This is a genomic window from Rhodoferax sp. GW821-FHT07G04 (assembly GCF_059418585.1).
Genome location: NZ_JBWKQD010000004.1, coordinates 190,508 through 206,092 on the forward strand (window position 1 = coordinate 190,508; position 15,585 = coordinate 206,092).

The following is a 15,585-nucleotide window of genomic DNA, read 5'->3' on the forward strand; positions in this document are numbered from 1 at the left end:
GCCGCTAGCCCTCGTGGAATAAGCGCTGGTAGCTATTGAGTTGATAGCAATCAGAAAGCCGTTGTTTTGAACGTCAAAGAGACCTACGAAGCCGAGTTGGCCGTGCGTGGCTATGTGGCTGACCCGGCGCAACTGCGCGCCGTGGACGCGCTGGAGCGCTGTGCCCAGGAGTGGATTGAGTTCAAGGAGCAGCGTTCCAATGCCTTCAAGAAGCTGATCAACCGGCCTGATATCCCACGCGGTGTGTACATGCACGGCGGGGTAGGGCGGGGCAAAAGCTTTTTGATGGACTGCTTTTACAACGCGGTGCCGCTCAGGCGCAAAACCCGCCTGCACTTCCACGAGTTCATGCGCGAGGTGCACCGCGAGTTGGCCGAGTTGCAGGGCACGGTGAATCCGCTGGATGAGTTGGCCAGGCGCATTGCCAAGCGCTTTCGCCTGATCTGCTTTGATGAATTCCATGTGGCTGACATCACCGATGCCATGATCCTGCACCGGCTGTTGGCGGCACTGTTTGACAATGGTGTGGGCATGGTCACCACGTCCAACTTCCGGCCCGATGACCTCTACCCCAACGGCCTGCATCGCGACCGCATATTGCCCGCCATTGCGCTGTTGAACGACAAGCTGGACGTCATCAATGTCGACAATGGCACGGACTACCGCAAGCGCACGCTGGAGGCCTTGACGCTGTACCACACGCCCAATGGGCCTGACGCGGACGCCGCGATGGAGCAGGCCTTCAATGCCCTGGTCGAAACCCATGATGAAGAACCCGTGCTGCATATCGAAGCACGCAATATCTGGGCGCGCCGCAAGGCCGGAGGCGTGGTGTGGTTCGACTTCAAATCGCTGTGCGGCGGCCCGCGTTCCCAGAACGACTATCTGGAAATCGCAACCCAGTTCCACACGGTCTTTTTGAGCGATGTGCCCTACATGCCATTGCGCATGGCGTCCGAAGCGCGGCGCTTCACCTGGTTGGTTGACGTGCTGTACGACCGGCGCGTCAAGTTGGTGATGTCGGCCGAAGTGGCTCCCATGGATTTGTACACCGAGGGCCCCATGGCCCATGAATTCCCGCGCACGGTGTCGCGCCTGAGTGAAATGCAAACGGCCGAGTACCTGTCGCTGGAGCGGCGTACGGTGGACACAAGGCTCACATGACCGCCTACTTGCGTGTTGCCGCATTGCTGTGCATGGTGACTGTCATCACTTCGGCCTGGGCCCAGGGGGATGTGCTGCCTGCGCCCAACGGCGCCGACGCGGAGCGGGCGCGCATAGAGGCCATCCGCCAACAAAGAACCGCTGAACTGGATGCCGAAGAAGCGGCCTGCCGGTCCAAATTTGCCGTTACCGATTGCCAAAACCAGGTAGGTGTACGCAGGCGCCAGATGCTGGCCGATCTGAAACGCCATGAGGGACGGTTGAACGCCGAACAGCGCCAACAAAAAGGTCAGGACCAATTACAAAAGGAACGCGACAAGGCGGTAGACCGCATGCAGCGCGACAGAGACGTCGAGGCCCAAGCCGAGAAGATCACCGAAGTTGGCCGACAAAAAGCCTTGGATGACAAGGCGCGTGACCACCGTAACCAAGCCCAGAGCGCCGCATCCAGGGCTGCGGGCAGCAAATCCGCGTCAGGCTTGGACGCCGCAACGGTGGAGCAAAACCGCGCGGCCTATACGGAAAAGCAAAAGGCCCTGGAGAAGCGGCGCAAAGAGCGCGATCAGCGTCTGTTGGACCATGGCAAGGATGCCGGCCCACCTTTGCCACTGGCGCCGCAGTAAGCGGACTGAATCAGGGGGTCAGCGGTTCGAGCTTGACGATGACCAGCGACAGGTTGTCACCCACACCACGGCCGCGCGCCCGGGCTTTTTCGATCAAAAACTCGGTGGCTTCGCGTGCGCTCAGCGTGGACAACACCGATCCCAGCTCGCCGGTATTGAAGTAGTGCCAAACGCCGTCGCTGCATGCCATCAGCACATCACCGGGGCGCAGTTGCGGGATAAAGTGGAAGTCCACGGGCGGATCGTTTTCGGTGCCCAGACAGCCCATCAGAATGTTGGACTGGGGGTGCACCGCCGCCTGCTCCTCGGTGATCTCACCGCGGTTGACCAGGGCTTGTACATAGGAGTGATCCATGGTGCGCTTCACAAAGCGGTTTCCATGGAAGTGGTAAATGCGGGAATCACCGGTGTGGGCCCAGTGACAATCGCCACCAGCATTGATCAGAAATGCTGCTAGCGTGCTGTGCGGCTCTTCTTCTGACGAGATGGCGGTCAACTTGATGACAACGTGCGCCTCTTGTACCACTTGGGACAGTATGGAGGAGGCGTCATCGGTGTCGGGGTCGTAACGCTCGAACAACTGCTTGGAGGTCATCATGACCTGGTCCGACGCTTTGCGACCGCCACTACGGCCCCCCATGCCATCGGCAACGATGGCCAGAACGCAACCATTGACCCGGGGGTGCTTGAGCAGCGCAATCTGGTCCTGCTGGTATTCGCGGTCGCCTTTGTGGATGCCGGTAGAAGCAGTGAGTCGGTAACCTGTGGCCATGTTGGGTTGCTGGTGAAGCAATACTTTCTGCAAAAGGACAGTATGGTCGTATTATCAAGCTAGCACGACCGTTGTTGCCGTAGTTTAAACCCGTACTGAACCCCATTACCCTTGGTAACAAATCTCCACTCGCCCGAGCGATTTTTGATTGAATTGCGCATGGAGCATGCCGATCTGGATGCCCTGATAGACCGCGCCGCCACCGATTCTCCGGTCGACGAATTGATGATACGCCGCCTGAAGAAGCGCCGTTTGCTGTTGCGCGATGAAATTGCCCGGGTCGAGCGCGAACTCCAGCCCAACGAGCCGGCCTGAAGCCATGGGCCTGCAGGTTGCGGTGGCGCAAGCCTTCGACGTGGACGGTGTGTTGGCGCGGTGTGTAGAAGAGTTCACACCCCGTGGCGGGCAAGCCCAGATGGCCCAGGCCGTGGCCTCCACGATGGAGGCGGGGGGCGTGCTGGTCGTGGAAGCCGGCACGGGTGTTGGCAAGACCTTTGCGTATCTGGTACCAGCCCTGCTCAGTGGCGCAAGAGTGCTGGTCTCTACCGCCACCAAAACCCTGCAAGACCAGTTGTTTGGCCGTGACATTCCGCGCTTGGTCAAGGCAATGGGCCTACCGGTGCGCACCGCGCTGCTCAAAGGGCGTAGCAGCTATTTGTGCATGCACCGCCTGGGTCTGGCCCGACAAGATGAACTCGCCCACCGCGTCACGGTACAGCGGGACTTGGCGCGGGTCGAGACCTGGGCTATGGCTACCCGCGCGGGAGATTTGGCGGAACTGACGCAGTTGGATGAGCGTTCGCCAGCGATACCGCTGGTGACATCCACGCGGGACAATTGCCTGGGCGCGCGCTGCCCGCAGATTCACAACTGCCATGTCAATCTGGCCCGGCGCGAGGCCTTGGCGGCGGACGTGGTGGTCGTCAACCACCACCTTTTCTTTGCGGACCTGAATATTCGCGAATCCGGCGTGGCCGAACTGCTGCCCAGTGTGCAGTCGGTGATCTTTGACGAAGCCCACCAACTCAATGAAATTGGTGTGCAGTTTCTCAGCCGCCAGTTGACAACCCATCAGTTGGATAACTTCTGGCGCGATTTGGCGTTGGAAGGCCACAAGATGCTGCTGGTCCACCCAGACTGGGCCAGCATGCAGGAGGCACTTACCCGCGGTGTGGCGGACCTGCGCCTGCTGTGCGGGGGGGCGAACTCGCCCGCACGTTTGGCCTGGGACGAAGCGCAGCCATCGGGCATAGATGCCATAGCCTGGCAGCAGGTGGTGGCGGATGTGCATACGGCGCTGCAACAGACCGATGTGGTGTTGCGCAGCATGGAGGATTTATCACCCGAACTCAAGGCTTTGCATGAACGGGCTTCGCGCTTGATGGCGGAACTGGACATTTTTTCGCATGCGGTACAGCCCGGTGCCGTGCGTTGGCTGGAGGCTGGCGCGTCGCAGGTCAGGCTGGTGCAATCGCCATTGGATGTTGCCGAGGCCATGCGCACACGTGTTCTTGCACCGCAGGCCGAGCCGGGTAGCCGCAAGTCCTGGATTTTTACGTCGGCCACATTGGGGCATGACGAAACCATGGCACATTTTGTAGCCTCCTGTGGTTTGGACGGCGCGCGGATCTTGCAGGTGCAAAGCCCCTTCGACTACCAAGCCCAGGCCACGCTGTACCTGCCCAGCGATCTACCCAAACCCAATGCCGCGGGCCATAGCGCCGCAGTGGCGCGCTTGGTGGCGCAGGGGGCGGAGGCGCTGGGCGGACGGACCCTGGTGCTGACGACAACGCTGCGCGCCATGCGCGATATTGCCACCGCCCTCAGGGAGCACTTTGGCCCGCTGTCCTGCATGGACGTCTTGCTGCAAGGCGAGTCACCCAAGCGCGAGCTGACGGAGCGATTTGTGCGGGCCGCGGTGCCGGGCAACAATGGTTGCATCCTTGTCGGATCGGCCTCGTTCTGGGAGGGGATCGACGTGCCGGGCGAGGCCTTGCAGTTGGTGGTAGTGGACAAGCTGCCGTTCTCGCCGCCTGGTGACCCGGTTGTGGAAGCACGGGCCAGGCAATTGGAGGCCGACGGCGGTAACCCGTTCCACCACTATCACGTGCCTCAGGCGGCGATCGCCTTGAAGCAGGGAGCCGGGCGCTTGATCCGCCGCGAGACGGACCGTGGAATCTTGGTGGTGTGCGACGTGCGTCTAAGCCAAATGGGCTATGGGCGCAGAATTTTGGCCGCCTTGCCGCCAATGCAGCGCATTACGACGCAGCCGCAGTTTGCACAGGCGCTGTCTGACCTTACCAGACCTTCCACCATGGGTCATTGATGGCACGCGAGCCGTAGACCAGGAAGTCTGACTTGGGGTAGTTCTTCTCCAGCACGCGTTTGGTGTCGTCACGCAGTTGCGTCATGCCCAGGGCTTCGTAGGAACGGTACATGATGTACAGGGCTTCCTCGATGGCGGGCACCTCTCGGTAGTCGGACACAGCCACTTGGGCGCGGTTCACGGCAGCGAGGTAGGCGCCGCGTTTGAAGTAGTAGCGTGCCACGTGCACCTCGTATTGCGCCAAGGAGCTTACGATGTAGTTCATGCGCAGGCGCGCGTCGTTGGCGTAGCGAGAATCCGGGAAGCGGTCTACCAATTCTTTGAAGGCTTCAAATGACTCTTTGGATGCCTTCTGATCGCGCTCCGTCAAATCCTGGCGCGTAAACTTTGCAAACAAGCCAAGGTCGTCATTGAAGTTGATCACGCCCTTGAGGTAGATCGCATAGTCCATGGCCGGACTGACCGGGTGCAACTTCATGAAGCGCTCCAGCGTTGCCAATGCCTGTGCCGTGTCTGCAGATTTGTACTGTGCGTAGGCTTTTTCCAACTGGGCCTGTTGTGCCAGGGGCGTGCCGGCGGCACGCGACTCCAGTTTTTCCAGCAGCGGAATGGCGCGCTCCCATTGCCCTGCCGCCATCTCCTCCTTGGCCTCTGCGTAGATTCTGGTGGGACTCATCGCGGCAGTCTTGTCGATCGGTGTGCTGGAGCAACCGGCGGTCAAGAGTGCGACGGTCGCAAGCAGTGAAACGCAAACGACCGATAATTTGACACGAAGCATGTTAGGAAACTTTCTTGAAACAGAGCGCAGGAATTATATCGAGCGACGCCATGGCGACGGACGCCGAAGAGGTGGAGGATGCCACAACCGAGGTCGAGTGGCGCAAGTACAGCGTTTCGGCCGAGCAGCACGGCGCCCGTTTAGACCGGGCCCTGGTCGATGCGGCCCCTGAGTTTTCCAGAAGCTACTTGCAGCAACTCATCGAAGCGGGCTTGGTATCGGTCAACACGCAGACCGCGCACAAAGCCTCGCAGAAGGTCAAAGCCGGTGACCTGCTGGTCATCGAATTGCGCCCTACGCCCCAGAGCCAGGCTTTCACCCCGCAGGCCATGCGGCTGGACGTGGTGTTTCAAGATGAGCATCTGATCGTGATCAACAAACCACCGGGGCTTGTTGTGCATCCCGCACCTGGCAATTGGAGCGGCACCTTGCTCAATGGTTTATTGGCCCACGACCCGGCGATTGCCATGGTTCCAAGGGCTGGCATCGTCCACCGCCTGGATAAAGATACCAGTGGCTTGATGGTCGTGGCGCGCAGCCGTACGGTCATGGATGCCTTGGTGCAATCCATTGCCGCGCGCGATGTCAGTCGACAATACCTTGCGGTAGCCCATCGCACTTGGAGTGGGCCGACGAATCGCACCGTGGAGGCCCCGATCGGCAGAGATCCTCGCAATCGCTTGCGCATGGCGGTTGTGGATATAGAAAGCCAGGCAGGAAAGACGGCCAAGACCGACTTTGTGCTGCTAGGCAATGCAGACGAAGGGTGCTTTGTGCGCTGCATTTTGCACACGGGTAGAACCCACCAGATCCGCGTACACATGGCTTCTTTGGACCATCCTCTTGTTGCAGACGGGGTGTATGGTGGGAGCCCGGTCGCCGGCATGCAGCGGCAGGCTTTGCATGCTGTTCGCTTGGCCTTTGTGCACCCGATCACAGCGCAGCCCCTGGTCTTTGAGGTTGCGCCGCCAGAGGATTTCAATTCCCTTCTCTCCAACTGGGGCCTGCGCTACAATTCCAGTGCGCGGGTTGAAAACCCGTAGGCGCCTTGGGACATTGCCAGGGCCAGGCACGGTGAATCCTTCACATCTGCTGCCGTCCGTTTGGAATCTCATTGACTGACCACCGTGCTGGTGGCGTTTCCGATAAAGCCTGACTATGAACATGGCAGACGCAAAACGGGTCTTGGAGACCGCGTTGATTTGCTCACAGCAACCTTTGCCGTTGCGCGACATGCGTTCGCTCTTCAATGAGTCATTGGGCGCCGACACCATCAAGAGTTTGTTGGAGGAGCTAGGCAACGACTGGTCGGGCCGTGGCATCGAGTTGGTCAGCATCGCGTCGGGCTGGCGGTTCCAGAGCCGGCCCGAGATGCGTGAGTATTTGGACCGTTTGCATCCGGAAAAGCCGCCCCGGTACACACGGGCGACGCTGGAGACGCTGGCCATCATTGCCTATCGCCAGCCCGTGACTCGGGGCGACATGGAGGATATTCGCGGCGTGACCATCAGCTCGTTGTTGATTAAGCAGTTGGAGGATCGAGGGTGGGTCGAGGTGATTGGCCACCGAGAGGCTCCCGGGCGTCCGGCGCTGTATGCGACCACCCGGCAGTTTCTCGACGATCTGGGTCTGCAATCATTGGACCAGCTCCCCTTGCTGGAGAGTGTTGCCAATCAGGACGGCGTCTTTGGTGCGTTGGTAGAGTCGGCCGGAGAAGTTGTACCGCGGCCGGTGGTCGACGAACCGGCAGTAGGCGATGAAAGCTTGCAATTGGATATGCCGCTGGAGGCGGCTCCAGCGGAGGAAACGCCTCCACCTTTGAATGGAATTCCCGAATGAACGAAAACACACCCGCACAACCAACGTCCTTGGAGGTCGTGCCCACCGGTGAGTCCCCCACTGTAGCGCCCAGTACCGACCTCGATGCTGATGCCGCGGAAGCGTCGGCTGCTGTGTCTGGGGCAGTTGGGGAGGGTGGAGTTGCGTCTGTTCCCACTGAGTCAGCAAACGCCGGTTTCGACAACCGATTCAACGATGTCATCTCCGGTCAGTTTGACGCAGACGAAGAGCTAGTCGAGCTGGCACCTCCCAAGCGGGTCTTGGCGCCTATGGCCGAAACGCCCAAGTTGCACAAGGTCTTGGCCCAGGCTGGCATGGGCTCGCGGCTGGAGATGGAGCAACTCATCATGGAAGGTCGGATTTCGGTCAACAACGAACCCGCCCATATCGGCCAGCGCATACAGTTTGGTGACAACATCAAGGTCAATGGCAAGCCGATCCGCTTTCGCATTGATCCCCCGCCGGCCCGAGTGATTGCCTACCACAAACCCGTGGGAGAGGTGGTCACCCACGATGACCCACAGAACCGGCCAACCGTGTTTAGGCGGCTTCCCAAGCTACACCAGGGCAAGTGGCAGTCGGTCGGTCGACTGGATTTGAATACGGAAGGTTTGCTGCTATTTACCAGCTCAGGTGAGCTGGCCAATAACCTGATGCACCCCCGGTTTGGTCTGGAGCGCGAGTATGCGGTTCGGGTGTTGGGTTCTTTGAGCAAGGAAGAGAAGAGCATGCTGCTGGAAGGCGTCAAGCTGGATGACGGTATGGCGCAGTTCGGATCTATCGAAGAAGGCGGCGGCGAGGGCTCCAATTGCTGGTATCGCGTGACGATCTCCGAAGGGCGCAACCGCGAGGTGCGGCGCATGCTTGAGGCCGTGGGCCATGCGGTGAGCCGCCTGATCCGTATCCGATACGGCGCCATGGTTTTGCCCCGGGGTCTCAAGCGTGGCGCCTGGATGGAGTTGGACGAAGCGGATATCCGGTCGTTGGTGCAGGCCGCTGGTGGAGGGCGTGCCGCCGCCGAAGGTAAACGGGAAGATGCTGCTCCCCGTGGCAACAACGCGCCACGTGGCCCACAGGGTAATGGTCAGCGCCGAGGCGGCCGCTCGGGTGGCCCGCGCGGAGCCAACGCAGGGCAGCGTGGCCCGGCAGCCGGTGGATTCAAGGGTGGCAATGGTGCAGCCAATGCCAAAGGCGGCGGTCGATCAGACGGCGGGGCAAGGGACAACCGTGGTGCGGCCGGGCAGCCCGATCCGATGAAAACCGCTTTTGGCTATATTGGCGCGGACAGCTTTACCCGCCAGCGCCAAGGTGCCGGCCAAAGACCATCGGGCGGGGCGGGTGGCCAACGCCGCAAAGGACGTAATCGGTAGGCCGCCAATGCTAAAATAATAGGCTTTGCCCCACTTCGGAGCAATTAGGCCAATTCTCAATCTGTTCAGGAAAATACTATGGCAATCGAACGTACTCTCTCCATCATCAAGCCCGACGCTGTCGCCAAGAACGTCATTGGTCAAATTTATGCGCGCTTTGAAGCAGCCGGCCTGAAGGTGGTTGCTGCGCGTATGGCCCATTTGTCGCGCGGCGAAGCTGAAGCGTTCTACGCCGTGCACAAGGCTCGTCCTTTCTTCAAGGACCTGGTGGATTTCATGATCTCCGGTCCTGTCATGATCCAGACACTGGAAGGCGAAAACGCGATTCTGAAGCACCGCGATCTGATGGGCGCAACCGATCCCAAGAAGGCAGCACCCGGCACCATTCGCGCCGATTTTGCCGACAGCATTGATGCCAACGCCGTGCACGGTTCCGACGCCGCAGAAACCGCAGCCGTCGAAATCGCGTTCTTCTTCGCTGGCATGAACGTTTTCTCCCGCTAAGTTATGCAATGACGGCCAACCTGCTTGATTACGATCTAGAGGGATTGGCCGCTTTTTGTGAGCGGCTCGGGGAAAAGCGCTTCCGCGCGACCCAGCTTTTTCGGTGGATTCACCAAAAAGGCGCCGCTCAATTCGAGGATATGAGCGATCTCGCCAAGTCTTTGCGCGAGAAGCTGAAAACCACAGCCCATGTCCAGGCACTGCCCGTGCTGTCGCAGCACATGTCTGCGGATGGGACGATCAAGTGGTTATTCGACGTCGGCGATGGCAATGCCATTGAGACCGTATTCATTCCCGAAGACGACCGCGGCACATTGTGCGTGTCGTCACAGGCCGGCTGTGCCGTAGCCTGCCGGTTTTGTTCCACCGGACACCAGGGATTCAGTCGCAATTTGACGGTAGGCGAGATCATTTCCCAGCTCTGGTTTGCCGAGCACTTTTTGCGCAAACACCTGAAGACGGACGAGCGCGTCATTTCCAACGTGGTCATGATGGGCATGGGCGAACCCTTGCAGAATTACTCAGCACTGGTCCCAGCGCTGAAGGTCATGCTGGATGACCATGCGTATGGTTTGTCGCGACGCCGCGTAACGGTGTCTACTTCGGGTGTGGTTCCTATGATGGATAGACTGGGCAAAGACTGCCCGGTTGCGCTGGCCGTGTCATTGCACGCGCCCAATGACGCGTTGCGTGACGACTTGGTTCCGTTGAACCGCAAGTACCCCATTGCCGAGTTGTTGCAGACCTGCAAGCGCTATCTGGAAGTCGCGCCCAGGGACTTCATCACCTTTGAGTATTGCATGCTGGACGGGGTTAACGATACGCCCGCGCATGCAGTCGAGCTGGTCAAGCTGGTGCGACCCGATCCGGGTGAACGGCCGTGGTGCAAGTTCAACCTCATCCCCTTTAACCCCTTTCCTGCGTCCGGTTTGCTGCGTTCGCCGCAGGCAGCGGTGTTGGCCTTTTCCAGAATCTTGAGCGATGCCGGCATTGTTACGACTATCCGTAAGACGCGTGGCGACGATATCGATGCGGCCTGCGGTCAATTGGCAGGCGATGTGCAAGATAGAACGAATATTCAGACGCGAATCAGCAAACGACGCACTATCATCATCAGGCCCGAAAACGAAATGACTCCACATGGGCGAGAGGACATTGTGAATGACTGATAAGTTGCGGATTGGCGTTGCGGCGCTTTCATGGATTCTCTGGTCTTGCTTGGTTGGCTCGACGGCTGTCGTGCTGACCGGCTGTGCTTCCAATATGGCGGGCGCCGGCATGAACGCGGAGCCTGTGACTGAATCGGACGAGCCGGAGGCCCGCAAACGGGCGAGGTTGCGGTTGGAGTTGGCCGTGGCCTACTTTGACAAGGGTCAGACGACCGATGCGTTGGACCACCTGAAGCAGTCCATTGCTGCCGACCCTTCTCTGTTTGAGGCGTACAACCTGCGCGGCTTGATTTACATGCGGCTCAACGATGTTCCTCTTGCAGAAGAGAGTTTCCGTCGGGCTCTTTCAATCAATCCCAAGGCTGCGACGATCCAGCATAACTACGGTTGGCTGTTATGCCAGCAATCGCGCCTTGCAGAGGCAACGCAATTGTTCAATAGTGCATTGGCCAATCCGGCCTACGGTGAGCGCGCCAAAACATGGATGGCCCTGGGGCTGTGTCAGATGAAGGGCAGCCAGCCGACCGACGCTGAGAATAGTTTCCTGCGCTCCTACGAGCTCGACGCGGGCAACCCCATCACTGCGTACAACCTGTCGCTTCTGCTGTACCAGCGCAGCGAGTTTGTGCGCGCCCAGTTTTATGTCCGGCGATTGAATAACAGCGAGTTGGCCAACGCAGAATCTCTGTGGTTGGGAATAAAGGTAGAACGACGCATGGAAAACCGCGATGCGATGGCGCAGTTGAGCGCACAGCTGAAGAAGCGTTATCCCCAATCCCGCGAAAATCTGGCTTTGGAGCGGGGTGCATTCAATGAGTGACGCGGGCTTCTCGGAAGCGGGCGGCTTAGCGCACGAGGCCATGTCTGTCAGCGATGGCATTACCGCTGGTGCCATGGTGCGGGCCGCTAGAGAGGCTGCAGGCTTGCATGTGGCAGCTTTGGCGGTATCCATGAAGATTCCGGTCAAGAAGCTGGAAGCGCTTGAAGCGGATCGTTTGGACCTGTTGCACGATGCTGTTTTTGTGCGAGCCCTGGCCGCCAGCGTGTGCCGTGCGTTGAAAATGGATCCGACTCCCGTTCTCAGCAAGTTGCCGCTCAACACAGCTCCCAAGCTGAATCCCGATGAACGTGGCATCAATGCTCCGTTTCACACCCCCAACGATGCGGCGGGCATGGCCATTCCCGAGTTGCTAACCAAGCCCGCCACGTTGATCGTGCTGGCATTGGTTGTCGCCGGTATTGCCGTTTTCTTCGTTCCAGATATCAAGATGCCGGATTGGTCAGCAGAATTGGCCAGCCAGTCCACAAAGTCATCGGATGTTTCAAACACGCCCTCGTCGGTGACGCCTCCGCCTGAAGTGGTGGAATCCGCCCCTGAGCCCGTTGCGCCACCGGCTGTTGTACCCAATGTACCCAGTACCGCAAGTGAGGTTGCCCCTTTGTCGCCGGTAACCGTTGCATCCAGTGTTGAGGCTGCTACTCCCAAGGCTACGGTATTACCTGCTCTCGCTCCTGCTGTCACCGCCAGCCAGGCCTTGGTAGCTGCCAGTCGGCCAGCGATTGCCGCGAGCAAACCGATGGTCGCGGCCAGCTTACCTGCCGCTGCGGCCAGCCGTCCAGCCTCGGCCCCGACGTTGCCCACAACGGGCATGGTTGTTTTCAAAGCCAAGGGCGCAACCTGGGTCAAGGTTGTTGACGCCAAAGGCGTTGTGCAATTGAGCAAGACTATTGTGGATGGCGAGGTCGTTGGCGCATCTGGTGTGGCCCCACTGTCGGTGGTTGTTGGGCGTGTCGATGTGACCGAGGTTGAGGTGCACGGCAAACCCTACATCTTGACGGGTGTTTCCAAAGAAAACGTCGCGCGATTTGAGGTGAAGTAGTGGAATCCAATTTAGCCATTGCCCTGGCGACCCCGGTTCGGCGCCAGTCACTGCAAGCCCGCGTGGTGTGGGGCGGTCGCATTGTTACCTTGGGGGGCGACGCGCCCGTGCGTTTGCAATCCATGACCAACACGGATACGGCAGACGCGATTGGGACGGCCATTCAAGTCAAGGAATTGGCGCTGGCTGGTTCGGAGATGGTCCGCATCACTGTGAACACACCTGAGGCTGCGCAGGCGGTGCCCTATGTGCGTGAACAATTGGATCGCATGGGCATTGATGTCCCCTTGATTGGTGACTTCCATTTCAATGGACACCGTTTGCTGACCGAGTACCCTGAGTGCGCTAAAGCCCTGTCCAAATACCGTATCAACCCTGGCAATGTGGGCAAGGGGGATAAGCGCGACAAGCAGTTCTCACAAATGATTGAGGCTGCCATGCGTTGGGACAAACCCATCCGCATTGGTGTGAATTGGGGGAGTTTGGACCAAGAACTGCTCGCATCGCTGATGGACGAGAACAGTCGCCGCGCAGTGCCCTGGGATGCCAAGCCAGTAATGTATGAGGCCTTGATTACATCGGCCATTGATTCGGCCCAAAGGGCGGAAGCCCTTGGCATGGCCCCCGGCCAAATCATCTTGTCCTGCAAGGTCAGCGGCGTGCAGGATCTGGTGGCGGTGTACCGCGAACTGGGGCGTCGCTGTGCCTATCCCTTGCATCTAGGTTTGACCGAGGCGGGGATGGGGACCAAGGGAACCGTTGCATCCTCGGTGGCTTTGGGTGTTCTGCTGCAAGAAGGGGTCGGGGATACGATACGTGTATCGCTGACGCCGGCTCCTGGTGAATCCCGTTCACAAGAAATCGTCGTTGCGTCGGAGATCATTCAAGCCCTGGGACTGCGCAATTTTGTGCCCAGCGTGACAGCTTGCCCGGGTTGTGGCCGTACCACCAGCACCACGTTCCAGGAACTGACCCAGCAGATCGATGATTTTTTACGCGAGAAAATGCCGGTGTGGCGCAAGAGCTATCCTGGCGTGGAGAACCTCAAGGTCGCTGTCATGGGTTGCATCGTCAATGGCCCCGGGGAAAGCAAGCATGCGGATATCGGCATCAGCCTGCCCGGCACCGGAGAGGCGCCCGCCGCACCGGTGTTCATTGACGGCGAGAAGCGCATGACGCTGCGGGGCGACTCCATCGCGGCCGAGTTCCAAACGGTGGTCGAAAACTACATTCAGCAGCGTTTTGGAACCACCACGACCTCACCCTCTCTCTCTTAGTCCGTCGGCATTGAATCCTTCTGTGCGGTGGGCCAACAGCCTACAATCCGCGGCTTAACTGAATACTCACATGGCAAACCATCTAGACCTCGAAGAACAAGAGCAGCTCGATCAACTCAAGCATTTTTGGAAGCAGTACGGAAACCTGATTACCTGGGGACTGATCGTGGTGCTGGGAGCCATCGCGACTTGGAATGGCTATAGCCGTTGGCAACACACCCAGTCGATGCAGGCAGCGGCCTTGTATGACGAGATGGACAAAGTGGTGCGGGCTGGCGATGCGCAAAAAGCCGAGCGTGCCTTCTCCGATATGAAAGAACGCTTTGCCAAAGCCACCTATACACAGCAGGCAGGCTTGATGCTGGCAAAGATGAGTTTTGAGGCTGGCAAGCTGGATACGACAAAGGCTACGCTGACATGGCTGGTGGACAACGCGGCCGACAAGGGTTATGCATCGGTTGCGCGATTGCGCCTATCGGCTGTGTTGATGGACGCTAAAGCCTATGACGAAGCGCTGGCACTCTTGGGTACCGGCGTTGCGGACGAGTTTGTTGCCTTGGCCAATGACAGAAAAGGGGACATCTATATCTTGCAGGGCAAGAAGTCCGAAGCCAAGGCCGAATACGAAAAAGCCTATAAAGCCTTTGATGAGCAGTCGGAATACCGCCGGTTGGTTGTTGTCAAACTCAATGCACTCGGAGTGAATCCGCAAGCCGAAGTGAAAACAGCTGCAGTGACGGAGGGGGCGAAGTGACGCGTATGAACCAAAAAATGCGGCAATTGGCCCTGTCCTTGGGGACGGTGCTACTTCTCAGCGCGTGCGCTGCTACCGACAAATCCAAACAGTTGGACCTCGGACCCAATACGGCACTGATTGGCGTGCGCTCTGCGTGGTCTTCCAGCATTGGCGCCGTGGGCTTCCCTCTGGACATTCGGCCGGTCGGCAACTTGGTTTATGTCGCCAGCACCGAAGGTACGGTTGCCGCCATTGATGCTAGGACCGGTGGGGACCTGTGGCGCACGTCGCTGGGTACGAAGTTGTCGGCAGGCGTCGGTAGCGATGGCCGTTATGTCGCTGTCGTCAGCAAGGAGAATGAACTCATCGTGCTGGATGGTGCCAAGGAGTTGTGGCGCCAGAAACTCGCTGCTGTCACACTGTCAGCCCCTTTTGTAGCCGGTGGGCGCGTGTTTGCGCTATCGGCTGACCGGTCCGTATCCGCATTTGACGTAGCCAATGGTCGCAAGCTATGGCAGCAGCAACGCAGCGGTGAGGCTTTGGTGCTGGGACGCTCTGGCATCGTGATGGCTGTTGGCGACACCTTGGTCACGGGCCTGTCGGGGCGCTTGGTCGGTTTGAATCCTTCGAACGGAAAGATCCGTTGGGAGGCGCAGGTTGCCAACAGCCGCGGAACCAATGAAGTGGAGCGCTTGGTGGATCTGGTGTCGGGCGTCAGCCGTCAGGGCAACCAGGTGTGTGTGAGGGCCTTCCAATCCGCCGTTGGCTGTGTGGACGGCGCCAAGGGCAGCTTGGCCTGGAGCAAAACGGCTTCCGGCTCTACCGGGATCGACGGCGACGATGCGGAACTGTTTGGTACCGAAAGCGATGGCCGGGTCATTGCGTGGAAACGTTCAGACGGCGAGCGCCTGTGGACGAACGAACGCCTGCGCTTCAGAAGCCTGACAGGCCCCGTCCTGGTCGGTCGATCCATCGTCATTGGTGATGAAGTAGGAACGCTGCACTTTCTGTCGCGTCAAGACGGCTCTCCGTTGAACCGCGTATCTACCGATGGTTCTGCCATCCAATCCGCCCCCGTTTTAGTCGGCCAAACCCTGGTGGCGGTAACCCAGCATGGTGGCGTCTTCGGTTTCAAGCCCGAGTAACG

16 protein-coding genes are annotated in these 15,585 nt (G+C 59.3%); 14 read left to right on the forward strand and 2 right to left on the reverse strand.

Annotated features, from left to right (window positions below; genetic code table 11):
• The first annotated feature begins 66 nt into the window (after positions 1-66).
• Together zapE and AC07OO_RS20195 are read left to right on the forward strand one after the other, a co-directional pair.
• Positions 67-1,164, forward strand: coding sequence for a cell division protein ZapE (gene zapE, locus AC07OO_RS20190; RefSeq protein WP_495083937.1), 1,098 nt, complete (start codon positions 67-69; stop codon positions 1,162-1,164).
• Complete coding sequence (locus tag AC07OO_RS20195; RefSeq protein ID WP_495083938.1) at positions 1,161-1,787, forward strand: hypothetical protein; 627 nt, start codon at positions 1,161-1,163, stop codon at positions 1,785-1,787. Before zapE ends, AC07OO_RS20195 begins: the two co-directional genes overlap by 4 nt.
• 10 nt (positions 1,788-1,797) lie before the next feature.
• Here AC07OO_RS20195 and AC07OO_RS20200 read toward each other — a convergent pair whose 3' ends face one another.
• Positions 1,798-2,559 (reverse strand): PP2C family protein-serine/threonine phosphatase, encoded by a 762-nt coding sequence (locus AC07OO_RS20200; protein ID WP_495083939.1) that lies wholly within the window; start codon positions 2,557-2,559, stop codon positions 1,798-1,800.
• A 111-nt stretch (positions 2,560-2,670) separates the two neighbouring features.
• Here AC07OO_RS20200 and AC07OO_RS20205 point away from each other — a divergent pair, with 111 nt between their 5' ends.
• Entirely contained in the window at positions 2,671-2,874 is a 204-nt protein-coding gene (locus AC07OO_RS20205; protein WP_495083940.1) for a YdcH family protein, read from the forward strand.
• A 4-nt stretch (positions 2,875-2,878) separates the two neighbouring features.
• Complete coding sequence (gene yoaA / locus AC07OO_RS20210) at positions 2,879-4,885, forward strand: DNA repair helicase YoaA (RefSeq protein ID WP_495083941.1); 2,007 nt, start codon at positions 2,879-2,881, stop codon at positions 4,883-4,885.
• On the opposite strand, the gene AC07OO_RS20215 is transcribed toward yoaA, so the two are convergent.
• Positions 4,857-5,663: an outer membrane protein assembly factor BamD gene (locus AC07OO_RS20215; protein WP_495083942.1), complete on the reverse strand. Its 807-nt coding sequence runs from the start codon at positions 5,661-5,663 to the stop codon at positions 4,857-4,859. The genes yoaA and AC07OO_RS20215 overlap by 29 nt on opposite strands.
• 50 nt (positions 5,664-5,713) lie before the next feature.
• Between AC07OO_RS20215 and AC07OO_RS20220 the strand changes: the two genes are divergently transcribed.
• The 10 genes from AC07OO_RS20220 to bamB all read left to right on the forward strand — a co-directional run bounded on the left by AC07OO_RS20220 (position 5,714) and on the right by bamB (position 15,583).
• Complete coding sequence (locus AC07OO_RS20220; protein ID WP_495083943.1) at positions 5,714-6,706, forward strand: RluA family pseudouridine synthase; 993 nt, start codon at positions 5,714-5,716, stop codon at positions 6,704-6,706.
• Between the two features lie 115 nt (positions 6,707-6,821).
• Entirely contained in the window at positions 6,822-7,502 is a 681-nt protein-coding gene (scpB, locus tag AC07OO_RS20225; protein ID WP_495083944.1) for an SMC-Scp complex subunit ScpB, read from the forward strand.
• Positions 7,499-8,872 carry a pseudouridine synthase gene (locus tag AC07OO_RS20230; protein ID WP_495083945.1) on the forward strand — a complete coding sequence of 458 codons (1,374 nt, stop codon included), beginning with the start codon at positions 7,499-7,501 and terminating at the stop codon, positions 8,870-8,872. The genes scpB and AC07OO_RS20230 overlap by 4 nt, the downstream gene beginning before the upstream one ends.
• A 78-nt stretch (positions 8,873-8,950) precedes the next feature.
• Positions 8,951-9,376, forward strand: a complete 426-nt coding sequence (gene ndk / locus AC07OO_RS20235; protein WP_495083946.1) for a nucleoside-diphosphate kinase — start codon at positions 8,951-8,953, stop codon at positions 9,374-9,376.
• Between the two features lie 8 nt (positions 9,377-9,384).
• The gene (rlmN, locus tag AC07OO_RS20240) at positions 9,385-10,545 is read left to right on the forward strand and encodes a dual-specificity RNA methyltransferase RlmN (RefSeq protein ID WP_495083947.1); all 1,161 of its coding nucleotides are present in this window, start codon (positions 9,385-9,387) and stop codon (positions 10,543-10,545) included.
• Positions 10,538-11,365: a type IV pilus biogenesis/stability protein PilW gene (gene pilW, locus AC07OO_RS20245; RefSeq protein ID WP_495083948.1), complete on the forward strand. Its 828-nt coding sequence runs from the start codon at positions 10,538-10,540 to the stop codon at positions 11,363-11,365. The genes rlmN and pilW overlap by 8 nt, the downstream gene beginning before the upstream one ends.
• Complete coding sequence (locus tag AC07OO_RS20250; RefSeq protein ID WP_495083949.1) at positions 11,358-12,425, forward strand: helix-turn-helix domain-containing protein; 1,068 nt, start codon at positions 11,358-11,360, stop codon at positions 12,423-12,425. Before pilW ends, AC07OO_RS20250 begins: the two co-directional genes overlap by 8 nt.
• On the forward strand, positions 12,425-13,702 hold the full coding sequence (gene ispG, locus AC07OO_RS20255; RefSeq protein WP_495083950.1) for a flavodoxin-dependent (E)-4-hydroxy-3-methylbut-2-enyl-diphosphate synthase: 1,278 nt from the start codon (positions 12,425-12,427) through the stop codon (positions 13,700-13,702). The genes AC07OO_RS20250 and ispG overlap by 1 nt, the downstream gene beginning before the upstream one ends.
• A gap of 70 nt (positions 13,703-13,772) precedes the next feature.
• Positions 13,773-14,456, forward strand: a complete 684-nt coding sequence (locus AC07OO_RS20260; protein ID WP_495083951.1) for a YfgM family protein — start codon at positions 13,773-13,775, stop codon at positions 14,454-14,456.
• Positions 14,457-14,461: 5 nt separating this feature from the next.
• Positions 14,462-15,583, forward strand: coding sequence for an outer membrane protein assembly factor BamB (bamB, locus tag AC07OO_RS20265; protein ID WP_495083952.1), 1,122 nt, complete (start codon positions 14,462-14,464; stop codon positions 15,581-15,583).
• The last annotated feature ends 2 nt before the right edge of the window (positions 15,584-15,585 follow it).

Excerpts from the sequence above, each read along its gene's own strand:
- yoaA (WP_495083941.1), top strand. The coding sequence starts at position 2,879 with ATGGGCCTGCAGGTTGCGGTGGCGCAAGCCTTCGACGTGGACGGTGTG.
- AC07OO_RS20215 (WP_495083942.1), bottom strand. The coding sequence starts at position 5,663 with ATGCTTCGTGTCAAATTATCGGTCGTTTGCGTTTCACTGCTTGCGACC.
- rlmN (WP_495083947.1), top strand. The coding sequence starts at position 9,385 with ATGACGGCCAACCTGCTTGATTACGATCTAGAGGGATTGGCCGCTTTT.
- pilW (WP_495083948.1), top strand. The coding sequence starts at position 10,538 with ATGACTGATAAGTTGCGGATTGGCGTTGCGGCGCTTTCATGGATTCTC.
- AC07OO_RS20230 (WP_495083945.1), top strand. The coding sequence starts at position 7,499 with ATGAACGAAAACACACCCGCACAACCAACGTCCTTGGAGGTCGTGCCC.
- AC07OO_RS20195 (WP_495083938.1), top strand. The coding sequence starts at position 1,161 with ATGACCGCCTACTTGCGTGTTGCCGCATTGCTGTGCATGGTGACTGTC.
- AC07OO_RS20200 (WP_495083939.1), bottom strand. The coding sequence starts at position 2,559 with ATGGCCACAGGTTACCGACTCACTGCTTCTACCGGCATCCACAAAGGC.
- scpB (WP_495083944.1), top strand. The coding sequence starts at position 6,822 with ATGAACATGGCAGACGCAAAACGGGTCTTGGAGACCGCGTTGATTTGC.
- AC07OO_RS20250 (WP_495083949.1), top strand. The coding sequence starts at position 11,358 with ATGAGTGACGCGGGCTTCTCGGAAGCGGGCGGCTTAGCGCACGAGGCC.
- AC07OO_RS20220 (WP_495083943.1), top strand. The coding sequence starts at position 5,714 with ATGGCGACGGACGCCGAAGAGGTGGAGGATGCCACAACCGAGGTCGAG.
- AC07OO_RS20260 (WP_495083951.1), top strand. The coding sequence starts at position 13,773 with ATGGCAAACCATCTAGACCTCGAAGAACAAGAGCAGCTCGATCAACTC.
- ndk (WP_495083946.1), top strand. The coding sequence starts at position 8,951 with ATGGCAATCGAACGTACTCTCTCCATCATCAAGCCCGACGCTGTCGCC.
- bamB (WP_495083952.1), top strand. The coding sequence starts at position 14,462 with ATGAACCAAAAAATGCGGCAATTGGCCCTGTCCTTGGGGACGGTGCTA.